Below are 26149 nucleotides of genomic sequence, written 5' to 3' on the forward strand. Positions count from 1 at the left end.
ATCGATCCATGAAAATCACCCGTCTGACCACCTACCGCCTGCCGCCGCGCTGGATGTTCCTGAAAGTCGAGACCGATGAGGGCGTCACCGGCTGGGGCGAGCCCGTCATCGAAGGCCGTGCGCGCACGGTGGAAGCGGCGGTGCATGAGCTGTCCGACTACCTCATCGGCCAAGACCCGAGCCGCATCAACGACCTCTGGCAGACCATGTACCGCGCCGGCTTCTACCGCGGCGGCCCGATTCTGATGAGCGCCATTGCCGGCATTGACCAGGCGCTGTGGGACATCAAGGGAAAGGTGCTGGGCGTGCCGGTGTACGAACTGCTCGGCGGCCTCGTGCGCGACAAGATGCGCACGTACAGCTGGGTCGGCGGCGACCGTCCGGCCGACGTGATTGCCGGCATGAAGGCGCTGCAGGCCGGCGGCTTTGATCACTTCAAGCTCAACGGCTGCGAAGAGATGGGCATCATCGACACGTCCCGCGCCGTGGATGCCGCGGTGGCGAAGGTTGCAGAAATTCGCTCGGCCTTTGGCAATACCGTCGAATTCGGGCTCGATTTCCATGGCCGCGTTTCTGCGCCGATGGCCAAGGTGCTGATCAAGGAGCTGGAGCCGTATCGCCCGCTCTTTATCGAAGAACCGGTGCTGGCCGAGCAGGCCGAAACCTACGCCCGCCTGGCCGCCCACACGCATCTGCCCATCGCCGCCGGCGAGCGCATGTTCTCGCGTTTCGACTTCAAGCGCGTGCTGGAAGCGGGTGGGGTATCGATTCTGCAGCCGGACCTGTCTCACGCCGGCGGCATTACCGAATGCGTGAAGATCGCCGCAATGGCCGAAGCTTACGATGTGGCGTTGGCGCCGCATTGCCCGCTGGGCCCCATCGCTCTGGCGGCCTGCCTGCACGTCGATTTCGTGAGCTGGAACGCCACGTTGCAGGAACAGAGCATGGGCATCCATTACAACAAGGGCGCCGAACTGCTTGATTACGTGCGGAACAAGGCCGATTTCGCCCTGGAAGGCGGCTATATCCGCCCGCCGCGCCTGCCCGGCCTGGGCGTCGACATTGATGAGGCGCTGGTCATCGAACGCAGCAAGGAAGCCCCCGACTGGCGCAACCCAGTGTGGCGCCATGCCGACGGTTCCGTCGCGGAGTGGTAAGCCGGGCGGGGGAGGGGGAAGTCGTAGCACGTTTTACTGACCGCGATCACCCCAGCCGGGTCATCCCCGTCTGGTAAAATCGCGGTTTTCCCGCCTATCTCCTGCCGCAGGTTCGCATGACCGCCCCCGCCCTCCACTCGAATACCACCCAGCCTACCCAGTTGATGGCCAGCGCCATTCGCGTGCTTGCCATGGACGCCGTCCAGCAAGCCAATTCGGGCCACCCCGGCGCGCCGATGGGCATGGCGGATATCGCCGTGGCACTGTGGAGCCGCCACCTGCGCCACAACCCGCTGAACCCGCGCTGGCCTGATCGCGACCGCTTCGTGCTGTCCAACGGCCACGGCTCGATGCTGATCTACGCGCTGCTGCACCTGACCGGCTATGACCTGCCGATGTCGGAACTGAAGAACTTCCGTCAGCTCCACAGCAAGACCGCTGGCCACCCGGAATACGGCATCACCCCGGGCGTGGAAACCACCACTGGCCCGCTGGGCCAAGGCATCACCAACGCCGTCGGCATGGCCCTGGCCGAGCGCCTTTTGGGCCAGGAATTCAACCGCCCGGGCTTCGACATCGTCAACCACCACACCTATGTCTTCCTGGGCGATGGCTGCTTGATGGAAGGCATCAGCCACGAGGCTTGCTCGCTGGCCGGCACGCTCAAGCTGAACAAGCTCATCGCGCTGTGGGACGACAACGGCATCTCGATCGACGGCGACGTTGTCCACTGGTTCAACGACGACACCCCGAAGCGCTTCGAAGCCTACGGCTGGAACGTGATCCGCGCCGTGGATGGTCATAACGTTGCCGCCGTGGACGCCGCCATTGCCGAAGCCAAGAAGTCGGACAAGCCGACCCTGATCTGCTGCCGCACGCTCATCGGCAAGGGTGCGCCCAACAAGGAAGGCGGTCACGATGTGCACGGCGCGCCGCTGGGCGGCGCTGAAATCGCTGCCGCGCGCGAAGCGCTGGCCTGGCCGCACGCCCCGTTTGAAGTGCCGCAAGCCGTGTACGACGCGTGGGATGCCAAGGGCCAGGGCCAGGCACTGGAAAAGGCCTGGAACGCGCTGTTCGATGCCTATTCCGAGCGCCACCCGGCCGAAGCCGCGCAGTTCGAGCGCCGCATGCGTGGCGAACTGCCGGAAGCCTTCGACAAGGCCGTCGCCGAGTTCATCGAGAAGTGCGAGCAGAAGGCCGAGACCATTGCCACGCGCAAGGCCAGCCAGAACACGCTCGAAGCCTATGGCCCGGTGCTGGGTGAGCTGCTGGGCGGCTCGGCCGACCTGACCGGTTCGAACCTGACCAACTGGAGCGGCAGCAAAGCCGTGCGTGTGGATGCCTGGGGCAACCACATCAACTACGGCGTGCGCGAGTTCGGCATGAGCGCCATCATGAACGGCATCGCGCTGCACGGCGGCTACATTCCGTATGGCGGCACGTTCCTGACGTTCTCCGACTACAGCCGCAACGCGCTGCGCATGGCCGCGCTGATGAAGATCCGCTCGATCTTCGTCTTTACGCACGATTCGATTGGCCTGGGCGAAGACGGTCCGACGCACCAGTCCATCGAGCACGTTGCCAGCCTGCGCCTGATCCCGAACATGGACGTCTGGCGCACCGCCGACACCACCGAAACCGCCGTCGCTTGGGCTGCTGCCATCGAGCGCCAGAACGGCCCGAGCTGCCTGATCTTCAGCCGCCAGAACCTGCCGTTCCAGGCGCGCAACCCGGTCACGCGCGAAGCCATCGCGCGCGGCGGCTACGTGCTCCGCGATGCCGCTAACGGTAAGCCGGACGTGGTGATCATCGCCACCGGCTCAGAAGTTGGCCTGGCGGTGGGTGCAGCAGATCAGCTTGCTGCCGAGGGTATTCATGCGCGCGTGGTATCGGTGCCCGCCACGACCGTGTTCGACAAGCAGGATTCTGCCTACAAGGCGAGCGTGCTGCCGGCCGGTGTGCCGCGCATTGCGGTGGAAGCGGGCGTGACCGATTTCTGGTGGAAGTACCAGGTACAAGCCGTGGTCGGTATCGACACGTTCGGTGAGTCGGCCCCGGCAGGCGTGCTGTTCAAGCACTTCGGCTTCACCGTCGAAAACGTGGTGAACACCGCCAAGAGCGTCATTGCTTAACTGAATTTGCGCACGCGGCACCCACGAGGTGCCGCGCTGGTTTTTATCGCACCGTCGATTTCTTTTCTGCTATCAGGAGACTGACCATGACCATCAAGATCGGCATCAACGGCTTCGGCCGCATCGGACGCATGGTGTTCCGCGCCGCCGCCGCCAACTTCAAGGACATCGAAGTCGTTGCCATCAACGACCTGCTCGAGCCCGACTACCTGGCGTACATGCTCAAGTACGACTCGGTGCACGGCCGCTTCGACGGTGAAGTGTCGGTCGACGGCAACACGCTCGTCGTCAACGGCAAGAAGATCCGCCTGACCGCCGTGAAGGATCCGTCCGAGCTGAAGTGGGGCGAAGTCGGCGCCGACGTGGTGATCGAATCGACCGGCATCTTCCTGACCAAGGAAGGCGCGCAAAAGCACATCGACGCGGGCGCCAAGAAGGTGATCATGTCGGCTCCGTCGAAGGATGACACCCCGATGTTCGTGTACGGCGTGAACCACGAAACGTACAAGGGCGAGGCGATCATCTCCAACGCTTCGTGCACGACCAACTGCCTGGCACCGGTTGCCAAGGTGCTGAACGACAAGTGGGGTATCAAGCGCGGCCTGATGACCACCGTGCACGCTGCCACCGCCACGCAGAAGACTGTTGACGGCCCGTCCAACAAGGACTGGCGCGGCGGCCGCGGCATCCTGGAAAACATCATCCCGTCGTCCACTGGCGCCGCCAAGGCCGTGGGCGTGGTGATCCCGCAACTGAACAAGAAGCTGACCGGCATGTCGTTCCGCGTGCCAACCTCGGACGTGTCGGTCGTCGATTTGACCGTCGAGCTGGAAAGCGCTGCCACGTACGCTGAAATCTGCGCCGAAATGAAGGCACAGAGCGAGGGCGCGCTGAAGGGCGTGCTGGGCTACACCGAAGACAAGGTCGTCGCTACGGATTTCCGCGGCGATGCACGCACCTCGATCTTCGACGCCGAAGCCGGCATCGCACTGGACGGCACGTTCATCAAGGTCGTGAGCTGGTACGACAACGAGTGGGGCTACTCGAACAAGTGCCTGGAAATGGCGCGTGTGGTGGGCAAGTAATCCTGCTTAACGGCACAGAAAAACGCGCCTTCGGGCGCGTTTTTCATAGGCGGGCGAAGCGCAGCAGCCGTCACAGCCACGCGCCACTCGGCGCACGCTCGATACCAGTTTGTTAAGAACTGAAAAGAAACGTTTGCGGATGGGCAAGTTTCGAATTCGCGCAACAGGAATTCGCTTTGAAAATCGGGTTGCAGTCCGTACACTGAACAAATACTACATTGTGATGTGGCGGGCTTTTACGCCGCATCTGACCCGTTGCCTCGGCAATGGTTGCCTTTCCAGTTTCCCAACGTGTTCGAGCCAAGGCGTCCCATGGTCAACGTCGATACCAAGCTGCTGGTGATTTTTGTTGAGCTGCTCAGCAAGCGCAACGCCACCTACGTGGCTGAAAAGATGCACATGACCGCACCGGCTGTCTCGCATTCGCTGGGCCGTCTACGCGAAATTTTCGACGATCCCCTCTTCATCCGTGTTCCGCACGGTCTGACACCCACGCCCAAGGCGCTCGAACTCGGCCCCAAGGTGCGTGAGATGCTTGACCTGTGGGCTGCCATCAACGAAGGCGATATCGCCACGTTTGACCCGGCCGAAGCCACCGGTACGTTCAACGTCAGCTTTGCCGGCACGTTGGGCGATGCGCTGTTCGATCGCTTCCTGTTGCGCATCAAGCGGCTGGCACCGTCATTGCAGGTACGCCTGACCGAGTCGTCCTCGTGGGAGGCCGATGTGGCCGCCATGCGCGCCAACGAGCTGGATCTGGCGTTCTCGCCGTTTCCCACGCGCCACCCCGAGATCATGGAAGAGGTCGTGACCTCCTTCAACATGTGGGTCTGTGCACGCAAGGACCACCCGATCCTCGGTGATCGCTGCACGCTCGAGCAATACCTCGACTGCGAGCATATCTTCATCGCGCAGGGCAGCCCCGGCAGCCGCGTTGCGCCGTCGCTCATTCCGCTGGACTACGCCCTGCAGCAGCGTGGCCTCAAGCGCAACTCGACCATGACCGTGCATAGCTGGCGCACGCAGGGCGAAGTGGCTGCCCAGACCGACATGATCTTCACGGTCAACTCGCTGATGAAGGACATGGTCTGCAAGATGTACGACCTCAACGCGTTCCCGCTGCCCGCAGAGCTTGAAACCGTGCTGGGGCTGAACATGCTGTGGCACCGTAGCCGCAACACGCACCCGATGCTGGTGTGGGCGCGTCAGCTCTTCAAGCAGGTCGTGGCCGAATACACCGGGCAGGCGTCGGGCGTGCCGGCCCATCCGCCCGTACAGGCCAATGAGCATGGCAAGGCCGAGAAGGGCGGCCAGGGCGACGCAGAAAAGGAGGGCGAGACGCGGTTGTCTGCCTGACATCCGCCATCTCGCCGCTCCAATGAAAAACGGCCGCAGACGATGCGGCCGTTTTCTTTTGCGATGACGCTTCAGCGCTTTGGCCGATGCGGGCAGGCTTCCTTCGTGCAATTGCCATAGAGCGACAGCGCGTGCTCCTGCAGCGCGAAGCCGCGCGCACGGGCGATGCTCTGCTGGCGCTGCTCGATCTCGGCATCGAAAAATTCTTCCACGCGGCCGCAATCGAGGCACACCAGGTGATCGTGGTGTTTGCCTTCGTTGAGTTCGTAGATCGCCTTGCCGGATTCGAAGTTGTTGCGTGACAGCAGCCCCGCCTGTTCGAACTGCGTCAGCACGCGATAGACCGTGGCCAGGCCAATGTCCATGTGCTCGGCGAGCAGGATGCGGTACACGTCTTCGGCGCTCATGTGGCGCTCTTCGCTGGTCTGAAAGATCTCGAGGATCTTCAACCGCGGCACCGTGGCTTTCAGACCGATGTTCTTGAGGTCTGCAGGACTCGGCATGCGCCAGGCTCCCTAGAGTACAATGTTCGGATTCCAATCATAAGGGTTTTGGCGGCAAAAGTCCTATTGACGGGCGTGCACGATTTGCACCGCCGTCGCCGATTCCTCCCGTACCGGCATGTCCGGAACCGTTTGAAGGCCGATCGCTCATGACCTTTTCCTTTGCGCGCAGTCCTGTCCGTTTTACCCACGTCGTCCGTCGCGGCGGCCTGTTGGTGGGTGCCATGCTCGCTGCGTCGGCGTTGCTGGCCGGATGCGGCACCTATGACAGCACCACGCGCAAGATCGCCAATGCCATCACGCCGTATCGCATCGATATCGTCCAAGGCAATTTCGTCTCGCGCGAACAAGCAGCGCAGCTCAAGGAAGGCATGACGCGCGACCAAGTGCGCTTCGTACTCGGCACGCCGCTGTTGACGGATATGTTCCATGCCAACCGCTGGGACTACATCTTCTCGTTCAAGCGTGGCAACACGGCCGTTGTGCAGGAACGCAAGCTGACCGTGTGGTTTGATGGGGATCGCCTTGCCAAGTGGGTAGGCGCTGATGAGCTGCCGTCCGAATCGGAACTGATCTCCGAGATCGATGGCATCAAGCGCCCGAAGAAGGATGCCGCGCAAGCCGCTGCTGCTGCGGGTGCCGCACCGGCAGCGCGCGCGCCGTCGATTCCGTCGGCTGAAGCAGCTGACCGCGTGCAGTCGACCACCGGCTCCAAAAACAGTGTTGACGTGACGTTGCCGGAGCGCCGCACTGGTGGTGGCGGTACCGACACCAGCGTTCCGCCGCCGGCCACCACGTCGCCCTGAACGCCCAGGGGCGCGTGTAGCCGGAGCACCGGCACACCATCTTCGAGCGAGCGGCGGACGGGTTCCGCCGCTTGTGCGTTTTACAGACCGCTTTCTCTTTTGCAGCTTTTCGCTTCCACCGACATGAAAATTGCGATTGCAGGCGCCTCGGGCCGCATGGGCCAGATGCTGATCGACACCGTACTGCGCACGCCGGGCGTGACGCTGGGCGCCGCGCTGGACCGCGCCGGCAGCGACGCCGTGGGACAGGACGCCGGCGCCAAGCTTGGCAAGACCACTGGCGTGATTGTGACCGACGACGTGCGCGCGGGGCTCTCGCAGGCCGACGTGCTGATCGATTTCACACGTCCTGACGCGACGCTCAATCATCTGAATGTGGCGCGTGAGCTGGGCACTGCCGTGGTGATCGGTACGACCGGTTTCACGGCCGAGCAGAAGGCCAGCTTCAAGACCTACGGCGAGTCGATCGGCGTGGTCTGGGCGCCAAACATGAGCGTGGGCGTGAACGCGACCTTCAAGTTGATCGAAGTCGCCGCGAAGATCCTGGCGCAGGGCTATGACGTCGAGATCATGGAGGCGCACCACAAGCACAAGATCGACGCGCCGTCGGGCACCGCGCTCAAGATGGGCGAGATCGTGGCCGAGGCGCAGGGCACCAAGCTGGCTGATCGTGCGGTGTATGCCCGAGAAGGTGAGACCGGCCCGCGGGAGCTTGGCACCATTGGTTTTGCCACCGTGCGCGGCGGCGACATCGTAGGCGACCACACCGTGCTGTTTGCCGGTGACGGCGAGCGCATCGAGATCACGCATCGCTCCAACACGCGCCAGTCGTATGCCGAAGGCGCCGTGCGCGCTGCGGTGTACGTGGCCGGCAAGAAAGGCTTGTACGACATGAATGACGTGCTCGGCCTGTAAATCAGGTGGGCAGGAAAGGGCGCCGGCAGGCCTGTCCGGCGCCTTTTTTCTCCGCTCGCGATCGCCCGGATGGGATGGGTGGCGACGGTATAATCGGGCCTTTTCCGTTATTCAATCCGGCTGCGCGCGTTGGTTGTGCGGCTGCAATCGCCCGGGGCACCCGGACGACCCATCACCATGCAAGACAAATACTCCCCGTCCGAAGTCGAACAGCAAGCGCAGCAACACTGGCAGGCCCTGGATGCCTACCGGGTGACCGAACACGCGCGCGCTGCTGACGGCTCGGACAAGCCCAAGTTCTACGCGTGCTCGATGCTGCCGTATCCGTCGGGCAAGCTGCACATGGGCCACGTGCGCAACTACACGATCAATGACGTGATGACGCGTCAGCTGCGCATGAAGGGGTACAACGTGCTGATGCCGATGGGCTGGGACGCCTTCGGCATGCCGGCGGAAAACGCGGCGCTCAACAACGGCGTGGCGCCGGCTGCATGGACCTACGACAACATCGCTTACATGAAGAAGCAGATGCAGTCGATGGGTCTGGCGATCGACTGGTCGCGCGAAGTGGCGACCTGCAGCCCGGACTATTACCGCTGGAACCAGTGGCTGTTCCTGAAGATGCTCGAAAAGGGCATCGCCTACCGCAAGACCGGTACCGTGAACTGGGACCCGGTTGACCAGACCGTGCTCGCCAACGAGCAGGTGATCGACGGGCGCGGCTGGCGCTCGGGCGCGATCGTGGAAAAGCGCGAGATCCCGATGTACTACCTGGGCATCACCAAGTACGCTCAGGAGTTGCTCTCCGACCTCGATCCGCTGGGCTGGCCCGAGCGCGTCAAGCTGATGCAGCAGAACTGGATCGGCAAGAGCGAGGGTGTGCGTTTTGCATTCCCGCACAACATTTCCGGTGACGACGGCAAGCTGATCAACGACGGCAAGCTGTATGTCTTCACCACGCGTGCCGACACCATCATGGGCGTGACTTTCTGCGCCGTGGCCGCCGAGCACCCGATCGCCACGCACGCCGCGCAGACCAACCCGGCACTCGCCGCGTTCATCGAAGAGTGCAAGCACGGCAGCGTCATGGAAGCCGACATGGCAACCATGGAAAAGAAGGGCATGCCGACGGGCCTGACCGTCACACACCCGCTCACGGGCGAATCCGTGCCGGTGTGGGTCGGCAACTACGTGCTGATGACCTACGGCGATGGCGCCGTGATGGGCGTGCCCGCGCACGACGAGCGCGATTTTGCCTTCGCCAACAAGTACGGCCTGTCCATCAAGCAGGTCATCGACGTAAAGGGTCAGCCGTACGACACGACCACCTGGGCCGAGTGGTACGGCGACAAGGAACACGGCGTGCTGTTCCACAGCGGCAAGTACGATGGCCTGAACTATCAGCAGGCCGTCGACGCCGTATCCGCTGACCTGGCCGCCAAGGGCCTTGGCGAGAAGAAGACGACCTGGCGCCTGCGCGACTGGGGCATCTCGCGCCAGCGCTACTGGGGCACGCCGATCCCGCTGATCCATTGCGAGAGCTGCGGCGTCGTGCCGGTGCCCGAGCAGGATCTGCCGGTGCGCCTGCCCGAAGACCTCGTTCCGGATGGCACGGGCAACCCGCTCGCCAAGGACCCCCGCTTCCTGGAGTGCCCGTGCCCGTCGTGCGGCAAGCCCGCGCGCCGCGAGACCGACACGATGGATACGTTCATCGATTCGTGCTGGTACTACATGCGCTATACGTGCCCGGACGGCGACACCATGGTCGACGCCCGCAACGACTACTGGATGCCGATGGACCAGTACATCGGCGGCATCGAGCACGCGATCCTGCACCTGCTGTACGCGCGCTTCTGGACCAAGGTCATGCGTGACCTGGGCCTGGTCAAGTTCGACGAGCCGTTCACCAACCTGCTCACGCAGGGCATGGTGCTCAACGAGACGTACTACCGCGAAGATGCGTCGGGCAAGAAACAGTGGATCAATCCGGCCGATGTTGACGTGCAGACCGACGAACGCGGCCGCCCGGTGGGTGCCACGCTCAAAGCCGATGGCCAGCCGGTGGTGATTGGCGGCGTGGAAAAGATGTCGAAGTCGAAGAACAACGGCATCGACCCGCAAGCGCTGATCGACCAATACGGTGCCGACACGGCGCGCCTGTTCACGATGTTCGCCGCGCCGCCCGAGCAACAGCTCGAGTGGAACGACGCCGGTGTGGAAGGTGCCTCGCGCTTCCTGCGCCGTCTGTGGAATTTTGGCGTGGCGCATGGTGACGCCATTCGCGCCGGTCACGGCAATGGCGTCGTGGCGGGTGCAACGGATGCCGATCGCGCGCTGCGCCGCGAGCTGTACACCGTGCTCAAGCAGGCCAACTACGACTACGAGCGCCTCCAGTACAACACCGTTGTCTCGGCGACGATGAAGATGCTCAACGCGCTGGAAGGCGCCAAGGACGCGGGTGCCGATACGCGCCGCGAAGGCTTGGGGCTGCTGCTGCGCGTGCTGTATCCGGTGGTGCCGCACATCACGCACGTGCTGTGGACGGAATTGGGCTACGCCGGCGCGTATGGTGACTTGCTCGACGCCCCGTGGCCGCAGGTCGACGAAGGCGCCCTGGTGCAGAGCGAGATCGAACTTGTGCTGCAGGTCAACGGCAAGGTGCGCGGCAGCATCGTCGTGCCGGCCGATGCCGACCGCGCCGCCATCGAAGCGATTGCCGCCAAGGATGAAGCGGTCCAGAAATTTGCTGAAGGCAAGCCGCCCAAGAAGATCATCGTGGTGCCGGGCCGTCTGGTGAACGTGGTGGCCTGATCGGCCATCCCACTCAAGGAACGCATGGTTATGTCGTTGTCCCGAGGTTTGTCCCGCCGCCGCTTTGGTCGCTCTGTCCTTGCCCTGGCGATCGCGCTTCCGGCGCTGTCCGCCTGCGGTTTTCACATGCGGGGCAATACCGACTTTGCGTTCAAGCGGCTGTACATCAATCTGCCGCAGAACTCGCAGATGCGCGCGCAGTTGCGCCGGCTAATCGACAACGGCTCTGACACCGTCATCGTGTCGGACAAGAAAGACGCCGATGCGCTGCTCGACGTGCTGGCCGAAGATCGCGTGAAGACCATCTCGTCGCTCACGCCGCAAGGTGTGGTGCGCGAATACCGCATTACGTATCGCTTCCGCTTCCAGCTGCGCGATGCGCACGACAACCTGCTGATCCCGCCGTCGGAAATCACGCAGTTCCGCGATCTCTCGTACAACGAGACGCAGGTGCTCGCCAAGGACTACGAAGAAGCGGCGCTCTACCGCGACATGCAGGGCGATACGATCAATCAGCTCGTGCGGCGTCTGGGTGCCGTGAAGCTGCCGTCGTAAGCGGCGGATCAGGGCAAGGTTTGGCATGCAATTGCGGCTCGATGCGCTCGAAGGTCATCTGAAGCAGGCCACCACCAAGGGGCTCGCGCCGCTGTATGTGGTGCACGGCGACGAGCACCTGCTCGCACTGGAAGCTGTCGATGCGCTGCGCCAAGCCGCCCGTGCGCAGGGCTTTAGCGAGCGCGAGGTGATGAGCGTCGAGCGCGGTTTCTCGTGGTCGCGCGTGACCGAGGCGCAGCAATCGATGTCGCTGTTCGGGGATCGCAAGATCGTCGAGTTGCGCATTCCGTCCGGCAAGCCCGGCAAGGATGGCGGTGAGGCATTGCGCGCATTGGCTGCGGGCACGCCGTCCGGCCCCGCCACCGATACCCTCACGCTGATTACGCTGCCGAGGCTGGATTTTGCGACCGCCAAGTCGGCGTGGTTCGCGGCGCTGGAAGGCGCGGGCGTGTCGATCAAGATCGATTCGGTGGACCGCACCAAGCTGCCTGGCTGGATTGGCGAGCGCCTGGCACGCCAGCAGCAGCGTGCGGAGCCTGGTGAGGCTGGCCGACGCGCCCTGCAGTTCATTGCCGACCGTGTGGAGGGCAACTTGCTGGCCGCGCATCAGGAAATCCAGAAGCTCGGTCTGCTGCATCCGGCGGGCGTACTGACGTTCGACGATGTGCACGATGCGGTGCTCAACGTGGCGCGCTACGACGTGTTCAAGCTGTCCGAAGCCATGCTGGCGGGAGATGTGCCGCGTCTGGTCCGCATGCTCGAAGGCCTGCGCGGCGAGGGCGAAGCCACGGTCCTGGTCCTCTGGACGTTGACCGAAGAAATTCGCGTACTATCAAAAATCGCCTCGGGTGCGGCCCAAGGCAAGCCGGTGGCCTCGATGCTGCGGGAACTTCGGGTGTGGGGCCCGCGCGAGCGGCTGGTGCCGCAGGCGGCGCAGCGGTTGTCGCTGCACGAGCTGGAGGGAGCACTCTCCATGGCTGCCAAGCTGGATCGGCAGGTCAAGGGATTGCGCGAACCATCGCTACCGGCTGAACCATGGGATGGCCTGCTGCAACTGGCGATGCGCATCGCGCGGCCCGGCAGCCTCCCGGTGCCGGCCTGATCCGCGCCATTGGCGCAAGCCTCCGAATTGTCCTCACTCTGAATTGCCGGCAGCTCGCCGGTCGCGATCATCATGAAGCAGCTCGACGTGAACGAATACATGGCCCTGGTCGGCCGTCAGGCGCGCACCGCCTCGCGCGGCATGGCACGTGCCGGCACCGCGCAGAAGAACCGCGCGCTGTTGCATATTGCAGCCGCCGTCCGTCGCGATGCTGCCAAGCTCAAAGAGATCAACGCCCGCGACGTCGAGCGCGCCCGCGCTAACGGCCAGGATGCTGCCTTCATCGACCGCCTCACGCTCACCGACCGCGCCATCGATACCATCGCCGCTGGCCTGGAGCAGATCGCCGCGCTGCCGGACCCCATCGGCGAGATCAGCAACATGAAGTTCCGCCCGACCGGCATCCAGGTCGGCCAGATGCGTGTGCCGTTGGGCGTGATCGGCATCATCTATGAGTCGCGTCCGAACGTGACGGTGGATGCCGCGGCGCTTTGCATCAAGTCGGGCAACGCGACCATTCTGCGCGGCGGCTCCGAGGCGATCGAATCGAACGGCGCGCTGGCCGCGCTCATCGAGGAAGGTTTGGCCGATGCGGGCTTGCCTGCCAACGCCGTGCAGGTGGTGGCCACCACAGACCGCGCGGCGGTAGGCAAGCTCATCACCATGACGGAGTATGTCGATGTGATCGTGCCGCGCGGTGGCAAGAGCCTGATCGCGCGCCTGATCGAAGAAGCCCGGGTGCCGATGATCAAGCACCTGGATGGCATCTGCCACGTCTACATCGACGCCGATGCCGACATCGAAAAGGCCGTGCGCGTGTGCGACAACGCCAAGACGCAGCGCTATGCGCCGTGCAACACGATGGAGACGCTGCTCGTATCGCGCGATGTGGCTGCGCGCGCGTTGCCGCCTCTGGCGAAGATTTACCAGGACAAGGGCGTTGAACTGCGCGTATGCCCGGCCACGCGCGCCACGCTGGAAGCTGCCGGCCTCGGCAATCTGAAGGATGCCGTTGAGGCCGACTGGCACACCGAGTACCTCGCGCCGATCCTGTCGATCCGCACCGTTGACGGCCTGGACGCCGCCATCGAGCACATCAACACCTACGGGTCTGCACACACCGATTCGATCATCACCGAAAACTATTCGACCGGCATGCGCTTCCTGCGCGAGGTCGATTCGGCGAGCGTGATGATCAACGCGTCTACGCGATTTGCCGATGGCTTCGAGTACGGCCTGGGCGCCGAGATTGGCATCTCAAACGACAAGCTGCACGCGCGCGGGCCAGTCGGGCTGGAGGGGCTGACCTCGCTGAAGTACGTCGTGTTCGGGCACGGCGAGATTCGCACCTGATATCGCTTCTTGCACGTTTTGCGCCGCCACGAGCGGCGCGACGCGTTTTCATCGATCGCGCTTCATACCATTCACGGGACTGTTCGCATGCTCTGGGTCAAAGCCTTTCACATCGTCTTCATCGCGTCGTGGTTTGCCGGGCTGTTCTATCTGCCGCGCATCTTCGTGAACCTTGCGATGGAAACCGAGCGTGCGGCCATCACGCGCCTGCTGATCATGGCGCGCAAGCTGTTCCGCTTCACGACGATGCTGGCGATTGTCGCGATCCTGCTGGGGCTGTGGCTGTTCCTGGGATATCGCATCGGGCTGTATCCGCCCAATGGCTGGATGCACGCGAAGCTCGCGCTGGTGCTCGTGACGATCGGATATCACCACGGTTGTGGCGTGCTGCTGCGCAAGTTCGAGGCGGGCACCAATAAGCGCTCCCACAAGTTCTACCGCTGGTTCAATGAACTGCCGGTGCTGTTGTTGCTGGCGATTACGATCCTGGTGGTCGTCAAGCCGTTCTGAGATCACTGCAAAATGATTCTGACGGCCCAACCCCTCCTTGCCGTACGACTTGTACTGTCTGCGTCGGCATTGACCCGTCAGAACCGCTTCGCTTCATTTTGCAGCGATCTCTAACTATTTTGTGTTCCGATGGCAACTGCTTACTTCGCGCCATGCCCCCGTGGGCTAGAACAGGCGCTGGCCGATGAACTGGCCGAAATCGCCATCCGCCCGGAGGTGGATGAGCTGGCCGCGTTCGAGGTGGGCCGCACCGTGCCGGGTGGCGTGCACTTCTTCGGCACGCAGGGTGCGGCGTATGCCGTGAACCTGCACAGCCGCATCGCCAGCCGCGTGCTGATGCGCCTCGGCTCGCGCGGGTATCGCTCGGAAGACGACATCTACGCGCTGGCCGCCGCGCAGCGCTGGGAAGATTACTTCACGCCCGACGAGATGATCCGCGTGGACGTGACTGCGCACAAATCGCCGCTGCAGAGCTTGAAGTTTGTCGGCCTGCGCGTGAAGGACGGGGTGTGTGACCGCTTCCGCCAACGCATGGGCGCGCGGCCCAGCGTCGATACCGTCTCCCCCGACGTGCGCATCTACGCGTACCTGACCGAGACCGACTGCACGATCTATCTCGACACCACCGGCGAGCCGCTCTTCAAGCGCGGCTGGCGCCAGGAAAAGGGCGAGGCGCCGCTGAAGGAAAATCTCGCCGCCGGCATTCTGCGCCTGACGGGCTGGACGGGTGCTCACGGCATGCCGTTCTACGATCCGATGTGCGGCAGCGGCACATTCCTCGTTGAAGCCGCGCAACGCGCGCTTGGCATTGCGCCGGGCGGCCAGCGCGCCTTCGCCTGCGAGTGGTTGCAGGACCACGACGCCAAATGCTTCAAGCGCCTGCGCGAAGCCGCCTCCGATGCTGCCGCCGCCTCCATGCGCCGTGCGCCGCCGTTGGTTGCTGGCGCCGACATTTCCACCGACATGCTCGCCTATGCCGCAGCCAACTGGCAGCGTGCCGGCCTGCCCGGCGAGCCGGTGCTCAAGCAAGTTGATGCGCGTTTCGGCAAGCCGCCGTTCGAGGCCGCCGGTGTGCTGCTGATGAACCCGCCTTACGGTGAACGTATTGTCGTGCGTGGTGCTCACGGTTCGCGCCGCCGCCGGCCGGAAGGCGAGAGTGAGGAGGACGGCACCGTGTTCGAGCGCGCCAGCCGAGCCATGGGCGCCCCGCGCGACGATGGTCGCCGTCCGATGCGCGAGCTGCGTCAACCGGAGCCGCCGCCCCCCGTCGACCCCGAGGAAGAGGCCGCCGCCAACGAGTTCGCGCAGGCCTTTGCCGGCACGCTCAAGCGCGACTTCGCCGGCTGGAAGGCGTTCGTCTTCACCGGCGATCTGTCGATGCCGCGTCGGATGCGACTGAAGGAATCGCAGCGCACACCGCTCTACAACGGCAACATCGAATGCCGTCTGTTCCGCTTCGACATGGTGAAGGGCGGTATGCGCGATCGACCCGAGCGGTCCGAGTGGCCCTCAAAGGGCGATGCCTCAAACGACAACGCCGACGCATAAGCATCGGCGTTGTGTGACAACTGCGGGCGGCGTTTCAGGCGGCCTGCAGATCCTGGAAATGCTCCATCCACGCCGCGAGTTGATCCGGCGTGAGCTGCGTCTGGTTGTCGAGCAGGCGCAGCTTGACTGTCGCGCCATCGCGCTCGGCCGTGAGCGACCAACCCTTGCCATCGAGCCACAGCAGGAACGCCAGCCACTTGGCATGCGATTCCGACACCTTGTGCGTGGACGCCGCCTCCAGGAATTCCGTCAGCGTGGTGAGATCCACCACCGCCGCAGCATCGCTACCTGACGGCGAGACCTTGCCGTGCAGTACCTCGGCCAGCACTTCCAACGCCTGCGCCGCGGGCTTGCTGTCAAAGCGCGATGACAGGTCCACATATGCCTGCCGCACTGCGTGGCTGAACTCACCGGTACGCAGGCTTTCTTCGCCAACCAGCTCGGTATAGTCCTTCATCGCCCAATCGGGCTGTGCCAGCGATTGCAGACCCACGACGGCGGCTGCACGGAGGTAATCGTTGACTGCACTGAACGACGACAGCCCCGACACCGCGAGGTACAGCGTCTGCAACGCGCCGATGCGATGTGTAAGCGTCTGGCTCTGGCGCACGGTCATCTTCTCGCGCAGCAGCGCGTCACGCTCGCGACGCAGATCGGAGAATTCCAATGCCTGCTTCAGTTCCACACGCAGCGCGGTGATGTCCCACGGCTTCTTGATGTAGCGGTGAATCTGCCCCTGGTTGACTGCCTCAACCGTGTCTTCGATTTCGGAGTAGGCGGTGGTCAGGATGCGCACGAGGTGCGGATAGCGCTCGCGTGCGTAGCGCAGCAATTCGTTGCCGAGTTCACCGGGCATGCGCTGGTCCGACACGAGCACGCCCAGCGTGGCGGCGTGCTGGTCGAGCATGCGCTTGCCTTCTTCGACCGAGGTGGCGGTGACGACCGGCGCCAGTGAACCGATGGCACGGCCGAAGTAAGTCAGCGCCAATGTCTCGTCGTCCACGTACAGGATCTTGGGCTCGTTGCCCCCGGGATTGATCATCCGTCACTCCTCATAGCAATTGCAGTCGATACGGCAAACGCGCGAATCACGTGCGGCCTGGTTCGTAAGTCTTGTGGTGTTGTCATGGGAACGTCAGAGTCACGCGCGTGCCTGCGCTGGGTGCAGAATCAATCGCAATCGCTCCCCCGAACGATTGCATGATCCGCGTACAAAAAATCATGCCCATGCCGTTGCCGCCTTCTTCGGCGCGCGTCGTCACGGGGTCGATGGTCAGCCGCGCGAGAACGTCGGGCGCAATACCGGGGCCGTTGTCCTCGATGCGAATCATGTGCTGGGTGGTGCCGGCGTCCGGCACACGGCTGGCAACGATTTCAAGCTTCGGCGCGTTGGTGTGCCGCAATGCCTGCAACGCGTTGCTCGTGAGCGACGAGAGCACCAGCATCACGCAGTTGGGCAGCGTCTGGATCGGAAAATCGTCTTCCACGCGGTACGACACCCATTCGCGCTGCGCGTTCGTAAACGGGTACGTGTCGAACAACGAGCGGATCAGCCCGCCCGCGCTGTTGGGCGTGGCCGCTGTGCCGGGCTTGCCGTACGTGTTGCGCACGGAGTTCAGGAACGTGGCGATCACCGAGAGGCAATAGCGCGCGTTGTCCTGCACGCGGTCGGCAGCGCGGCCAATTTCGGGAAGGGCCCCGGGTGTGGGCTCGCTTTGGTCAACGCGCATGCGGATGCCGCGTGCAAAGTTCGAGATGGCGGCCAACGGCGTGTTCAGCTCGTGCGCAAGAAAAGCCAGCGTTTCGTCGATTGCCATGAGGCGCTGGGTACGCAAGAGGCGGTCCTGGCGCAGTGCCAGCGCCTCTTGCAGCGAGCGCCGCACGTCATCGGGCTGATAGGGTTTCTCCAGGATCTTGAACACGCGCCCGGTGTTCACAGCCTGGATCAGCAGGTCCTTGTCGGCATATGCGGTGACGAGGATGGTGGCGATGTCGCCGTATTCCGCATCGATGAAGCGCAGCAGTTCGGTGCCGTCGCCGCCCGGCATGCGGAAGTCCGTCAGGACCACGCTGATGCGCTCGTGCGAATCGTGCAGCACGGTCTTGGCCTCTTCGACGCTGTTGGCCGTCAGCACCTCGTAGCCGGTGCCGATCATGCGCGCGAACCATTTGCAGGCCTGCGCTTCGTCGTCGACGTAGAGGATGGTGACGGTGTCCGGCGTGGTGTCCATGATGCTTCTACTCCGAGCGCGGCAGGTCGAACGTGAAGCGCGCCCATTCGCCTTCCTGACTCGTCACGGCAAGGGTGCCGCCGTGCCGCTGGATGACGCTGTAGCTGATCGACAAGCCCAGACCAAGGCCCTTGCCGACATCGCGCGTGGTGAAGAACGGCTCGAACACGCGCGACAGGTTTTTCTCGGAGATGCCCGGGCCGTTGTCGGTCACCACCACATGCAGGCGGTTGTCGATCCACTCGCCGGCAATTTCGATGCGCGGGTTCTCGCGCTGCACCTTTTGCATGGCAAGCGCCGCGTTCGACAGCAGGTTGATGAGCACGCCGATGATGGCGGCCTCGTCGCCGCGCACGAGCGTGTCCGGAGGAAGCTTGCGTTCGAGGGCCACGCCACGCAACTCGTGGCTCGTCAGGCGGATGGCCGAGTCGATTGCCTTCTCCGCCAGGAACGGCGCGTCGGCCTCGCCCTTCTCAGGGCTGCGGTAGGCGAAGGTTTTCAGATCCGACACGATATGCTGCACACGCTGCATGCCTTCCTTGGCATCGGACAGACATTCGAGCAGCATCGGGCTGCCCTTGGCGGTCGGGTCTTCCTGCGCCACGGCAATCGCCATCAGGCAGAAGTTGACCGGATTGTTGATCTCATGCAGCAGGCCCGCAGACAGCGTGCCGATGGCGGCCATCTTTTCCTGCTGCAGAAGCTGGCCCTTGATGTCGGTGAGGTTCTGATTGGTCTGCGCGAGCTGCTCGTTCTTCTGCGCAACTTCTTCCTTGAGTCGGAAGAGCTGGAAGCGCCCGCGTTCGTTGAAGTACGTGTACAGCGTGCTCGTCGCAATCGAGAACAGGATGAACAGCGAATGCACGATGAAGATCTCGCGCGACTGGATGCCGCCCGGATGCAGCGTGCGCGCAATCACCCAGAAGATATACGTGCAGGTGCCGAACAGTACGGCTTGCAGAAAGCCGATCGGCATCACCATGCCCACCGCGTAGATCGCCAGGTTGAGCCCCGAGTAATACGGTGAACTGGCGCCCTCGGTGTCGTAGATCATCCACGAGATCATGATCTGCGGACAGATCAACCAGAAGAACGTCAGGCTCTGCACATGCTCTTCGCCCCAGCGCGTATAGAGCACAAGCAGTGCGCCGAACATGATGAGCGAGGTGATGACGCGCAGTGAGGCGAACAGCCAGAGCTTGTCCACGTACATGCCGTAGTCCAGCCCGACGCCTGCCAGCACCAGCACGATGCCGGTAACGGCCGCCATGCGGCTGAAGACGAGCCGGAACTGCTTCAGCTCGGCCTGGTATCCGCGATGTGTAATGGGCTCCATGCGTGTTCCTGGGCGGCGGATTAAGCGGCGGATGTGGCGAGCCCGGCTACGCTGGCATGGGCGAATACGTTGACGCCGGTCACGTCGGTATAGACACGCACGTCGTGCGAGCCTTCGGGCAGCAGCTCGGCCATCAGTGGTTCATCGCGATAGACGAGGTACCACTCCAGCACGTGTTCCATCACGAAGCGCATCGGGTTGTTGCCGTGCACGTTGGTCGCAAGAATGGCGCCGCCCCGACGCGTACGCGAAGCAAAGTAAGCGAGCAGGCGCTGGCAGACTTTGTTGGAGAGATAGTCGAACAGGCCGGCGCAATAGACCGCATCGCAATCGCCGGCTTGCGGGCTGTCGGCCGTGATGCGGCGTTTGAGCAGTTGGTGTACAGATTCATGCACGAAATCGACGGTGACGGTCTTGCGCGCGCGGTCCATCGCGCGGCGCATCTGCTCGCGGGTGTAGTCGAGCGTTTCTTCGCTGAAGTCCACCAGTTCGAACGACAGCAGCGTTGGTTCCGGATGCTGCTGAATGAAGCGCTGAATTTCCACCGCTGGTCCGCAGCCCACGTTGAGCACCTTGAACGTACGGCCCGCCGCCTTGGCTTGTGCGGCCAGGTCGCTCAGATACTGCACAAGAATGTCGATGCGGTTGCGGTGCGCCTCGGCCACGTCGGTACGCAGGAAGGCGGCGTTGACGATCTGGAAATACGTGTTCGGACCTTCTCGCGGGTCGGAGAGGATCTGATTGACCATCTCGTAATCGCCCGCATAGCCCAGCGGCTTGGTGTACGTGCGATAGATGAAGGGCGCGCGCAACAGCAGCGGATGCAGCGCGGCTTGCGCGAACGTGCGGTGCGCCGGCGCAAGCTCCGCCTCCACCTTGCCTGCTTCCGACTCCAGCCCATCCATGTAGCCCTTAAGCTTGAGCATGATGGGCTCGGCCAGCTCCTGGAAGACATCCATGCGCAGCTTGTTGTCTTCTCGCGGCAATGTCTTCGACAGATCCACCTGTTCTACCCAGCGCGACACCTCGGCCAAGAACGCACGCATCTCGTTGACGACGATCTGATAGTCGCGATGGATGCGGAAGCGTTCCTGCCATTCCTGCACGAACGTTCGCGCTTCTTCGCCCACCGAGGCGGGCGTGTCGGCCACTTCCGATAGCTCGCGCCATTCGTCGATCAGCGTGAGCGAGACGACTGCGGTCAGTCCCGTGTTCACCAGGCTGATCACCACCGCCTTGCCAAGATAGGCTTGCCGCGTCCCCATCTTGATCGCGAGTTCGGACAGCACCTCGCTAACCTGCACGATCGAGTAGGGGTTGTAGATCTCCATCACCAGGGCACGCCGCTGCAGCGTGATGATGGTGCCGCGGACCTGCTGACCCTGTGAGTTGCGGAAGCTGACCGCGGGATCGATTTGGTTGGGTGAGTACACGGTGCGAATTTGCCGGAGACTTCAGGGAAAACGTCTGCCAAGCGGGACGCTCACTCCAACAACCGTGCACCCGGGGTCGCACCGCGAATCCGGGCACCGCGAATACGACGCGCCCCGCCGACACTGCCGGGCATGCCGCCGCATCAGTCGTGAAAGCGTGCTTGAAGCCGTCCGCTGGCCGTGCGCAATACGCGCCAGCCCGGGCGTCTCTCGCCCAAACCCGCTCCGAGAAGATCGGGGAAGATGATCGACTGCAGCCGGCGCCGTCAGTATTGCTACCGCGGCACCTCTACTACCGGCCGATCAACAGCGTGGCAACGGGAATCGTGCAACCGTGAACCATGACCAGATTGGAACGATGCACTCCCCTGACATCCGCAACGCGCGCTGCTTGAACGCGCGGCCCGCTGCTGCATCCCAAATCGTCCCTCAAGGAGAATCCCGCACAGTAATGAACTTGGGGCGCCGTATCGAATGTTGCGTGCCGGAACCCTCGTTCGCCATGATGCCGCAGCTATGCCACGCATGCATCAGGGCGATTCAGCCGGGCCATGCTCTGACGTCGTGGCTGCCGGATGACGCAATCGATTGTACTTGCCCAATGTGACCCACACAATGCGGAAACCCGCAGTGCAGAGCAAAGCGAAAACACCACCTCAGCGTGATTTGCGGCCGGTGAGCGCGTCCGGATCCTGCTTGTAGTTGGTGAGGAACTGGGTGTAGCTGTAGACCTGTGCCGGCAGCAGGTGGCTGGGCATGTCGAACAGCGCGTAGTAGTACGGTTCGCGCCCCTGGCAAACCTCTGCGGGCAGGCAATATTGTTCCCACTCCACACAGGCCGGGGTGTACATGCCGTCGCCGGGCCAGAAGAACGGGACGATCTGCTTGTCGTGCAAGCCCTTGAGCAGCGCATCGGGCGCGTTGTACGCCTCGGCGTTCTCCAGGTGCGTGAGCATGCTCGCGTTGGTCTCGATGACCATGAGCGTGGCGCGCCCGTCGGCCGTGAGCAGCAGCACGCCGGCGGGGTGCGGATACAAGTAGTACTCGATGAAACGGTAGCGTGTAGACAGCTCACGCACGAGCCGTGTGATCGCGGGGTCCGACAGAAAACTGAATGAGTGGCGCGACAGCAGATCGCGCAATGTGCTCGACAGGTTGCTGAAGTAGCGCACCTGCAGTGCTTCGATTTCCGCGCTAAGCCGCTCGGCCATCGCCGGATTGTCTTTCTTGATGTAGCGGTCGATCAGGCCGTCGTTGAAACCCTGCACGGCGATGTTCTCGTCGGCCATGCCGGTGAGCAGGATCGTCATGCACGGCAGATCTTTGAGCTTGGCGCAGAACTCCAGCCCGTTCATACGCGGCATGGAGTAATCCACCACGATGACAGAGGGCTGCAGGAAACGATTGACCTCGTGGATCTGACGGTAGACGCGGTCAACGTCAAGCTGGATGGTGCGGCGCTCGGTCGAGAACGTCAGGTCGTCGTGCGTGACGCGCACGGGCAGGAAACCCGGCATGCGAAGCGAATGCCACTGGCGCAGCCACACCAGGGCCTCTTCCGGATCATTGAAGGCCAACAGCGCGCGCGATGGGTCCATCTGGAACCCGAGGCTTTCCACGAACGATTGGCTGTCGTCGACCACCACCGTCAGGGTGGGGTGGAAATAGACCGGCAGGGCGCTGTCCTGTTGCATACGTCGGGAGGAATCGGAAGGGGGCCGGGTGCAGCGCACGGCCGGTGTGGCCGGCGCTGCCCGTTTGCACTACGTTACTGCCTGCCGCCGCCGGGAGCAAGCGGAACCCGTTTGACCTGACGGCCCGTTGACAGCCGTCAGTGCACGGCCTTACTCGACAGACTTCACCATGTCTTCGACGACCTTCTTGGCGTCGCCAAACACCATCATCGTCTTGTCCATGTAGAACAGCTCGTTATCGAGCCCGGCGTAGCCGGCGTTCATCGAGCGCTTGTTCACGATGATCGTCTTGGCCTTGTAGGCCTCCAGGATCGGCATGCCGGCAATGGGCGACTTCGGATCGTTCTTGGCCGCCGGGTTGACCACGTCGTTTGCGCCCAGCACCAGCACCACGTCGGCCTGGCCAAACTCACCGTTGATGTCTTCCATTTCAAACACCTGGTCGTACGGCACTTCGGCTTCGGCCAGCAGCACGTTCATGTGGCCCGGCATGCGGCCTGCGACCGGGTGGATTGCGTATTTGACGGTGACGCCCTTGTCCGACAGCTTTTCGGTCAGTTCCTTCAGGGCATGCTGCGCGCGCGCCACCGCCAGGCCGTAGCCGGGGACGATGATGACTGTTTCGGCGTTGCCCATGAGGAAGGCCGCATCATCCGGCGAGCCCGATTTGACCGGGCGCTGCTGCCCGCCGCCACTCGCTGCGGCTCCGGCGGAAGCCTCGGAGCCGAAGCCGCCCAGGATCACGTTGAAGAACGACCGGTTCATCGCCTTGCACATGATGTAAGACAGAATGGCACCGGATGAACCGACCAGCGAGCCGGCAATGATCAGCATCGGGTTGTTGAGCGAGAAACCGATGCCGGCCGCTGCCCAACCCGAATACGAGTTCAGCATCGACACCACCACCGGCATGTCGGCGCCGCCGATCGGAATGATGATCAGCACGCCCAGTACAAAGGCGATGGCCGTCATGATGACGAACGGCAGCCAGCTCTGGCTCAGGAAGAACAGGATGCCGAAGCCCAGCATGGCCACCGCCAGCAGCAGGTTCAGCATGTGCTGGCCGGCAAACTGCACCGGCGCGCCCTGGAACAGGCGGAACTTGTACTTGCCCGACAGCTTGCCGAAGGCGATGACCGACCCCGAGAACGTGATGGCGCCGACGAACGTGCCGATGAACAGCTCCACGCGGTTGCCCAACGGCAGCACGTTGTCACCAGCCATCGTGATGCCGAACGCCGACGGTTCGGCCACGGCGGCCACGGCAATGCACACGGCGGCCAGACCGATCAGCGAGTGCATGGCGGCCACCAGCTCGGGCATCTTGGTCATTTCGACCGTGCGCGCCACATAGGCGCCGATGCCGCCGCCAACAACCAAGCCCGCGAAGATCAGGATGAAACCCGTGGATGTGCCGCTCTCGGTGCCGGCAAACATCTCGGCCTTGAGCTTGTAGATGAGCGCGATGGTGGTGACGGCGGCGATTGCCATGCCCGTCATGCCGAACGCGTTGCCGCGCCGCGCCGTGGTCGGGTGCGAAAGCCCCTTGAGCGCCTGGATGAAGCACACCGACGCCAGCAGGTACAACAGGGTGACGAGGTTCATGCTCATTGCTTGGCTCCCTCGCTCTGACCGCCCTTGGCCTTCGGCTCTTTCTTCTTGAACATCTCCAGCATGCGCTGGGTGACCAGGAAGCCGCCAAACACGTTGACCGCTGCCAGTGCCACCGCCACCACGCCCATCGTGCGGCCCAGGCCCGTCTGTGTCAGGCCGGCCGCCAGCATGGCGCCGACGATGATGATGGCCGAGATGGCATTCGTCACGGCCATCAGCGGCGTATGCAGCGCCGGCGTGACCGTCCAGACCACGTGGTAGCCGACGTAGATCGCCAGCACGAAGATGATCAGGTTGATCACCGTGTGATTGACCAGCTCCATGAGTGCTCCTCCTCGCTTCTTGGTCGATGTGCGAAGCGGCCCTGTCATGCAGACACGGGCCGCCTGGCGCGTCAGGTTTCCTTGATGGCCTTGATCTTGTTGCCCTCGCCCAGCAGCACGACCTTGGGCTTGTAGGCGGCGACCTCCTCTTCGTTCATCGGCGCGTAGGTGCAGATGATCAGCAGGTCGCCCACGTGGGCGCGGCGTGCAGCGGCGCCGTTGAGCGAGATTTCGCCCGAGCCGCGCTTGCCCTTGATGATGTAGGTCGAGAAGCGTTCGCCGTTGTTGACGTTGTACAGCTCGATCTTCTCGTATTCGCGCATGTCGGCAGCGTCGAGGAGGTCCTCGTCAATGCCGCATGAGCCTTCGTAGTCGAGATCGGCCTGGGTGACCGTCGCGCGGTGCAGCTTGGCGCGAAGCATGTTGCGTTGCATGAAGCTTTCCTTGAAACAAAAATGAAATCGCCACTGGCGACCAGGCCGGGTTGTGACGCCCGCCAGGCCGCCGTCTCCGTTCTTATTTGGCGGCGCTCGTGGCTGCGGGAGCGCGCACCACCTGGCCGGCCTGACTGAGCAGGCAGGCGGCCACGATGTCGTCTTCGCGGTTGATGTTCAGGCCGCCATCCTTGTCGATGATCAGCTTGAGGAAATCGAGCACGTTACGGGCGTAGAGGGCAGAGGCATCGGCCGCCACCATCGACGCGAGGTTGGTGTAGCCCACCAGCGTGACGCCATGCTTGACGACCACACGGTCGGCTTCGGTGAGCGGGCAGTTGCCGCCTTGCGCCGCCGCCAGATCGACGACGACCGAGCCCGGCTTCATCGCCTGCACGGTGGCTTCGGACAGCAGCGTCGGCGCGCGGCGGCCCGGGATCAGCGCCGTGGTGATGACGATGTCGGCCTGGCTTGCGCGCGTGTGCACCAGTTCTGCCTGGCGGCGCATCCAGTCGGGCGGCATCGGGCGGGCATAGCCGCCCACGCCCTGGGCGATCTCGCGCTCTTCGTCCGTCAGGAACGGCACGTCGAGGAATTTGGCGCCCAGCGATTCGATCTGCTCCTTCACGGCCGGGCGCACGTCGGAGGCTTCGATCACGGCACCCAGGCGCTTGGCCGTGGCGATGGCCTGCAGACCGGCCACACCGGCGCCCAGGATCAGCACGCGCGCGGCCTTCACCGTGCCGGCGGCCGTCATCAGCATCGGCATGAAACGCTGGTAATGGTTGGCCGCCACCATCACGGCCTTGTAGCCGGCGATGTTGGCCTGCGAGGAGAGCACGTCCATGCTTTGCGCGCGCGTGGTGCGTGGTGCAGCTTCCAGCGCAAACGCGGTGACGTTGGCGGCGGCGAGGCGGGCCGTATTTTCGTCATCAAAGGGATTGAGCATGCCGACAAGCACCGCGCCCGGCTGCATCTGCGCCAGTTCGGCCGCTTCTGGCGAGCGCACCTTCAGCACGATCTGCGCGCCGAGCGCTTCAGCCGCGGTGCCGATCTTGGCGCCCGCAGCCACGTAAGCGTCGTCGGGCTGGGCGGCGGCTACGCCGGCACCCGATTGCACCGTCACCTGATGGCCAAGCGCCACGTACTTTTTCACCGTTTCCGGGGTCGCGGCAACGCGCGTCTCGTCCGCCCGCGTCTCCTGCGGGATGCCGATGTGCATCGTGTTCTCTCCTCGCTGATTATGTTTAG

22 protein-coding genes are annotated in these 26149 nt (G+C 63.5%); 12 read left to right on the top strand and 10 right to left on the bottom strand.

The genetic code is table 11. From position 1 onward, the window contains the following. Window positions 1-8: 8 nt before the first annotated feature. The 4 genes from dgoD (at window position 9) to DOD19_RS01425 (ending at window position 5730) form a co-directional block, all read left to right on the top strand. Window positions 9-1157 carry a galactonate dehydratase gene (gene dgoD / locus DOD19_RS01410; protein ID WP_012762895.1) on the top strand — a complete coding sequence of 383 codons (1149 nt, stop codon included), beginning with the start codon at window positions 9-11 and terminating at the stop codon, window positions 1155-1157. A 116-nt stretch (window positions 1158-1273) separates the two neighbouring features. After that, on the top strand, window positions 1274-3289 hold the full coding sequence (tkt, locus tag DOD19_RS01415) for a transketolase (protein WP_112183668.1): 2016 nt from the start codon (window positions 1274-1276) through the stop codon (window positions 3287-3289). Window positions 3290-3375: 86 nt separating this feature from the next. Continuing rightward, window positions 3376-4374: a type I glyceraldehyde-3-phosphate dehydrogenase gene (gene gap, locus DOD19_RS01420; protein WP_009241512.1), complete on the top strand. Its 999-nt coding sequence runs from the start codon at window positions 3376-3378 to the stop codon at window positions 4372-4374. A gap of 312 nt (window positions 4375-4686) precedes the next feature. Continuing rightward, complete coding sequence (locus DOD19_RS01425; RefSeq protein ID WP_112183670.1) at window positions 4687-5730, top strand: LysR family transcriptional regulator; 1044 nt, start codon at window positions 4687-4689, stop codon at window positions 5728-5730. Window positions 5731-5801: 71 nt separating this feature from the next. Here the strand turns inward: DOD19_RS01425 and fur are convergent, their stop codons facing one another. Next, complete coding sequence (gene fur, locus DOD19_RS01430; RefSeq protein WP_004632868.1) at window positions 5802-6233, bottom strand: ferric iron uptake transcriptional regulator; 432 nt, start codon at window positions 6231-6233, stop codon at window positions 5802-5804. A gap of 149 nt (window positions 6234-6382) precedes the next feature. On the opposite strand from fur, the gene DOD19_RS01435 reads away from it, so the two are divergent. The 8 genes from DOD19_RS01435 (at window position 6383) to DOD19_RS01470 (ending at window position 15833) form a co-directional block, all read left to right on the top strand. Next, on the top strand, window positions 6383-7039 hold the full coding sequence (locus DOD19_RS01435) for an outer membrane protein assembly factor BamE (protein WP_112183672.1): 657 nt from the start codon (window positions 6383-6385) through the stop codon (window positions 7037-7039). Window positions 7040-7162: 123 nt separating this feature from the next. Beyond that, entirely contained in the window at window positions 7163-7954 is a 792-nt protein-coding gene (gene dapB / locus DOD19_RS01440) for a 4-hydroxy-tetrahydrodipicolinate reductase (protein WP_112183674.1), read from the top strand. Window positions 7955-8131: 177 nt separating this feature from the next. Further along, window positions 8132-10765: a leucine--tRNA ligase gene (gene leuS, locus DOD19_RS01445; RefSeq protein ID WP_112183676.1), complete on the top strand. Its 2634-nt coding sequence runs from the start codon at window positions 8132-8134 to the stop codon at window positions 10763-10765. Between the two features lie 30 nt (window positions 10766-10795). Then, window positions 10796-11320, top strand: a complete 525-nt coding sequence (gene lptE / locus DOD19_RS01450) for an LPS assembly lipoprotein LptE (protein ID WP_037027129.1) — start codon at window positions 10796-10798, stop codon at window positions 11318-11320. A 25-nt stretch (window positions 11321-11345) separates the two neighbouring features. After that, the gene (gene holA / locus DOD19_RS01455; RefSeq protein ID WP_024979085.1) at window positions 11346-12422 is read left to right on the top strand and encodes a DNA polymerase III subunit delta; all 1077 of its coding nucleotides are present in this window, start codon (window positions 11346-11348) and stop codon (window positions 12420-12422) included. Between the two features lie 72 nt (window positions 12423-12494). Then, complete coding sequence (locus DOD19_RS01460; RefSeq protein WP_112183678.1) at window positions 12495-13775, top strand: glutamate-5-semialdehyde dehydrogenase; 1281 nt, start codon at window positions 12495-12497, stop codon at window positions 13773-13775. A gap of 87 nt (window positions 13776-13862) precedes the next feature. Beyond that, entirely contained in the window at window positions 13863-14285 is a 423-nt protein-coding gene (locus DOD19_RS01465) for a CopD family protein (protein ID WP_024979083.1), read from the top strand. A gap of 129 nt (window positions 14286-14414) precedes the next feature. Then, window positions 14415-15833, top strand: coding sequence for a class I SAM-dependent RNA methyltransferase (locus tag DOD19_RS01470; protein WP_112183680.1), 1419 nt, complete (start codon window positions 14415-14417; stop codon window positions 15831-15833). 34 nt (window positions 15834-15867) lie between these two features. Here the strand turns inward: DOD19_RS01470 and DOD19_RS01475 are convergent, their stop codons facing one another. The 9 genes from DOD19_RS01475 to DOD19_RS01515 all read right to left on the bottom strand — a co-directional run bounded on the left by DOD19_RS01475 (window position 15868) and on the right by DOD19_RS01515 (window position 26120). Then, the gene (locus DOD19_RS01475) at window positions 15868-16875 is read right to left on the bottom strand and encodes a response regulator (RefSeq protein ID WP_024979081.1); all 1008 of its coding nucleotides are present in this window, start codon (window positions 16873-16875) and stop codon (window positions 15868-15870) included. 82 nt (window positions 16876-16957) lie between these two features. Continuing rightward, on the bottom strand, window positions 16958-18064 hold the full coding sequence (gene phcR / locus DOD19_RS01480; RefSeq protein WP_112183682.1) for a two-component system hybrid sensor histidine kinase/response regulator PhcR: 1107 nt from the start codon (window positions 18062-18064) through the stop codon (window positions 16958-16960). A gap of 7 nt (window positions 18065-18071) precedes the next feature. Continuing rightward, a complete protein-coding gene (locus DOD19_RS01485; protein WP_112183684.1) occupies window positions 18072-19400 on the bottom strand; it encodes an ATP-binding protein in 1329 nt (442 codons plus the stop codon). A 20-nt stretch (window positions 19401-19420) separates the two neighbouring features. Continuing rightward, the gene (gene phcB, locus DOD19_RS01490; protein ID WP_024979078.1) at window positions 19421-20833 is read right to left on the bottom strand and encodes a class I SAM-dependent methyltransferase PhcB; all 1413 of its coding nucleotides are present in this window, start codon (window positions 20831-20833) and stop codon (window positions 19421-19423) included. A gap of 656 nt (window positions 20834-21489) precedes the next feature. Then, complete coding sequence (locus DOD19_RS01495) at window positions 21490-22527, bottom strand: response regulator (protein WP_024979077.1); 1038 nt, start codon at window positions 22525-22527, stop codon at window positions 21490-21492. Between the two features lie 150 nt (window positions 22528-22677). Then, window positions 22678-24138: an NAD(P)(+) transhydrogenase (Re/Si-specific) subunit beta gene (locus DOD19_RS01500; RefSeq protein ID WP_024979076.1), complete on the bottom strand. Its 1461-nt coding sequence runs from the start codon at window positions 24136-24138 to the stop codon at window positions 22678-22680. After that, the gene (locus DOD19_RS01505) at window positions 24135-24464 is read right to left on the bottom strand and encodes an NAD(P) transhydrogenase subunit alpha (protein ID WP_024979075.1); all 330 of its coding nucleotides are present in this window, start codon (window positions 24462-24464) and stop codon (window positions 24135-24137) included. Before DOD19_RS01505 ends, DOD19_RS01500 begins: the two co-directional genes overlap by 4 nt. Window positions 24465-24535: 71 nt before the next feature. Further along, window positions 24536-24898: an aspartate 1-decarboxylase gene (panD, locus tag DOD19_RS01510; RefSeq protein WP_024979074.1), complete on the bottom strand. Its 363-nt coding sequence runs from the start codon at window positions 24896-24898 to the stop codon at window positions 24536-24538. A gap of 82 nt (window positions 24899-24980) precedes the next feature. Next, window positions 24981-26120, bottom strand: a complete 1140-nt coding sequence (locus DOD19_RS01515; RefSeq protein WP_024979073.1) for a Re/Si-specific NAD(P)(+) transhydrogenase subunit alpha — start codon at window positions 26118-26120, stop codon at window positions 24981-24983. Window positions 26121-26149: the final 29 nt, after the last annotated feature.

This window comes from Ralstonia sp. GX3-BWBA, from assembly GCF_003290055.1.
Classification (GTDB): Bacteria; Pseudomonadota; Gammaproteobacteria; order Burkholderiales; family Burkholderiaceae; genus Ralstonia; species Ralstonia holmesii.

Bases quoted from the DNA above. Each gene is read 5' to 3' on its own strand.
- DOD19_RS01460 (WP_112183678.1), top strand. From the start codon at position 12,495: ATGAAGCAGCTCGACGTGAACGAATACATGGCCCTGGTCGGCCGTCAG.
- DOD19_RS01505 (WP_024979075.1), bottom strand. From the start codon at position 24,464: ATGGAGCTGGTCAATCACACGGTGATCAACCTGATCATCTTCGTGCTG.
- DOD19_RS01475 (WP_024979081.1), bottom strand. From the start codon at position 16,875: ATGATCAATCCCGGGGGCAACGAGCCCAAGATCCTGTACGTGGACGAC.
- DOD19_RS01485 (WP_112183684.1), bottom strand. From the start codon at position 19,400: ATGGAGCCCATTACACATCGCGGATACCAGGCCGAGCTGAAGCAGTTC.
- leuS (WP_112183676.1), top strand. From the start codon at position 8,132: ATGCAAGACAAATACTCCCCGTCCGAAGTCGAACAGCAAGCGCAGCAA.
- DOD19_RS01495 (WP_024979077.1), bottom strand. From the start codon at position 22,527: ATGCAACAGGACAGCGCCCTGCCGGTCTATTTCCACCCCACCCTGACG.
- dgoD (WP_012762895.1), top strand. From the start codon at position 9: ATGAAAATCACCCGTCTGACCACCTACCGCCTGCCGCCGCGCTGGATG.
- DOD19_RS01500 (WP_024979076.1), bottom strand. From the start codon at position 24,138: ATGAGCATGAACCTCGTCACCCTGTTGTACCTGCTGGCGTCGGTGTGC.
- phcR (WP_112183682.1), bottom strand. From the start codon at position 18,064: ATGGACACCACGCCGGACACCGTCACCATCCTCTACGTCGACGACGAA.
- holA (WP_024979085.1), top strand. From the start codon at position 11,346: ATGCAATTGCGGCTCGATGCGCTCGAAGGTCATCTGAAGCAGGCCACC.
- DOD19_RS01435 (WP_112183672.1), top strand. From the start codon at position 6,383: ATGACCTTTTCCTTTGCGCGCAGTCCTGTCCGTTTTACCCACGTCGTC.
- fur (WP_004632868.1), bottom strand. From the start codon at position 6,233: ATGCCGAGTCCTGCAGACCTCAAGAACATCGGTCTGAAAGCCACGGTG.
- lptE (WP_037027129.1), top strand. From the start codon at position 10,796: ATGTCGTTGTCCCGAGGTTTGTCCCGCCGCCGCTTTGGTCGCTCTGTC.
- DOD19_RS01515 (WP_024979073.1), bottom strand. From the start codon at position 26,120: ATGCACATCGGCATCCCGCAGGAGACGCGGGCGGACGAGACGCGCGTT.
- panD (WP_024979074.1), bottom strand. From the start codon at position 24,898: ATGCAACGCAACATGCTTCGCGCCAAGCTGCACCGCGCGACGGTCACC.
- tkt (WP_112183668.1), top strand. From the start codon at position 1,274: ATGACCGCCCCCGCCCTCCACTCGAATACCACCCAGCCTACCCAGTTG.
- DOD19_RS01425 (WP_112183670.1), top strand. From the start codon at position 4,687: ATGGTCAACGTCGATACCAAGCTGCTGGTGATTTTTGTTGAGCTGCTC.
- dapB (WP_112183674.1), top strand. From the start codon at position 7,163: ATGAAAATTGCGATTGCAGGCGCCTCGGGCCGCATGGGCCAGATGCTG.
- DOD19_RS01470 (WP_112183680.1), top strand. From the start codon at position 14,415: ATGGCAACTGCTTACTTCGCGCCATGCCCCCGTGGGCTAGAACAGGCG.
- DOD19_RS01465 (WP_024979083.1), top strand. From the start codon at position 13,863: ATGCTCTGGGTCAAAGCCTTTCACATCGTCTTCATCGCGTCGTGGTTT.
- gap (WP_009241512.1), top strand. From the start codon at position 3,376: ATGACCATCAAGATCGGCATCAACGGCTTCGGCCGCATCGGACGCATG.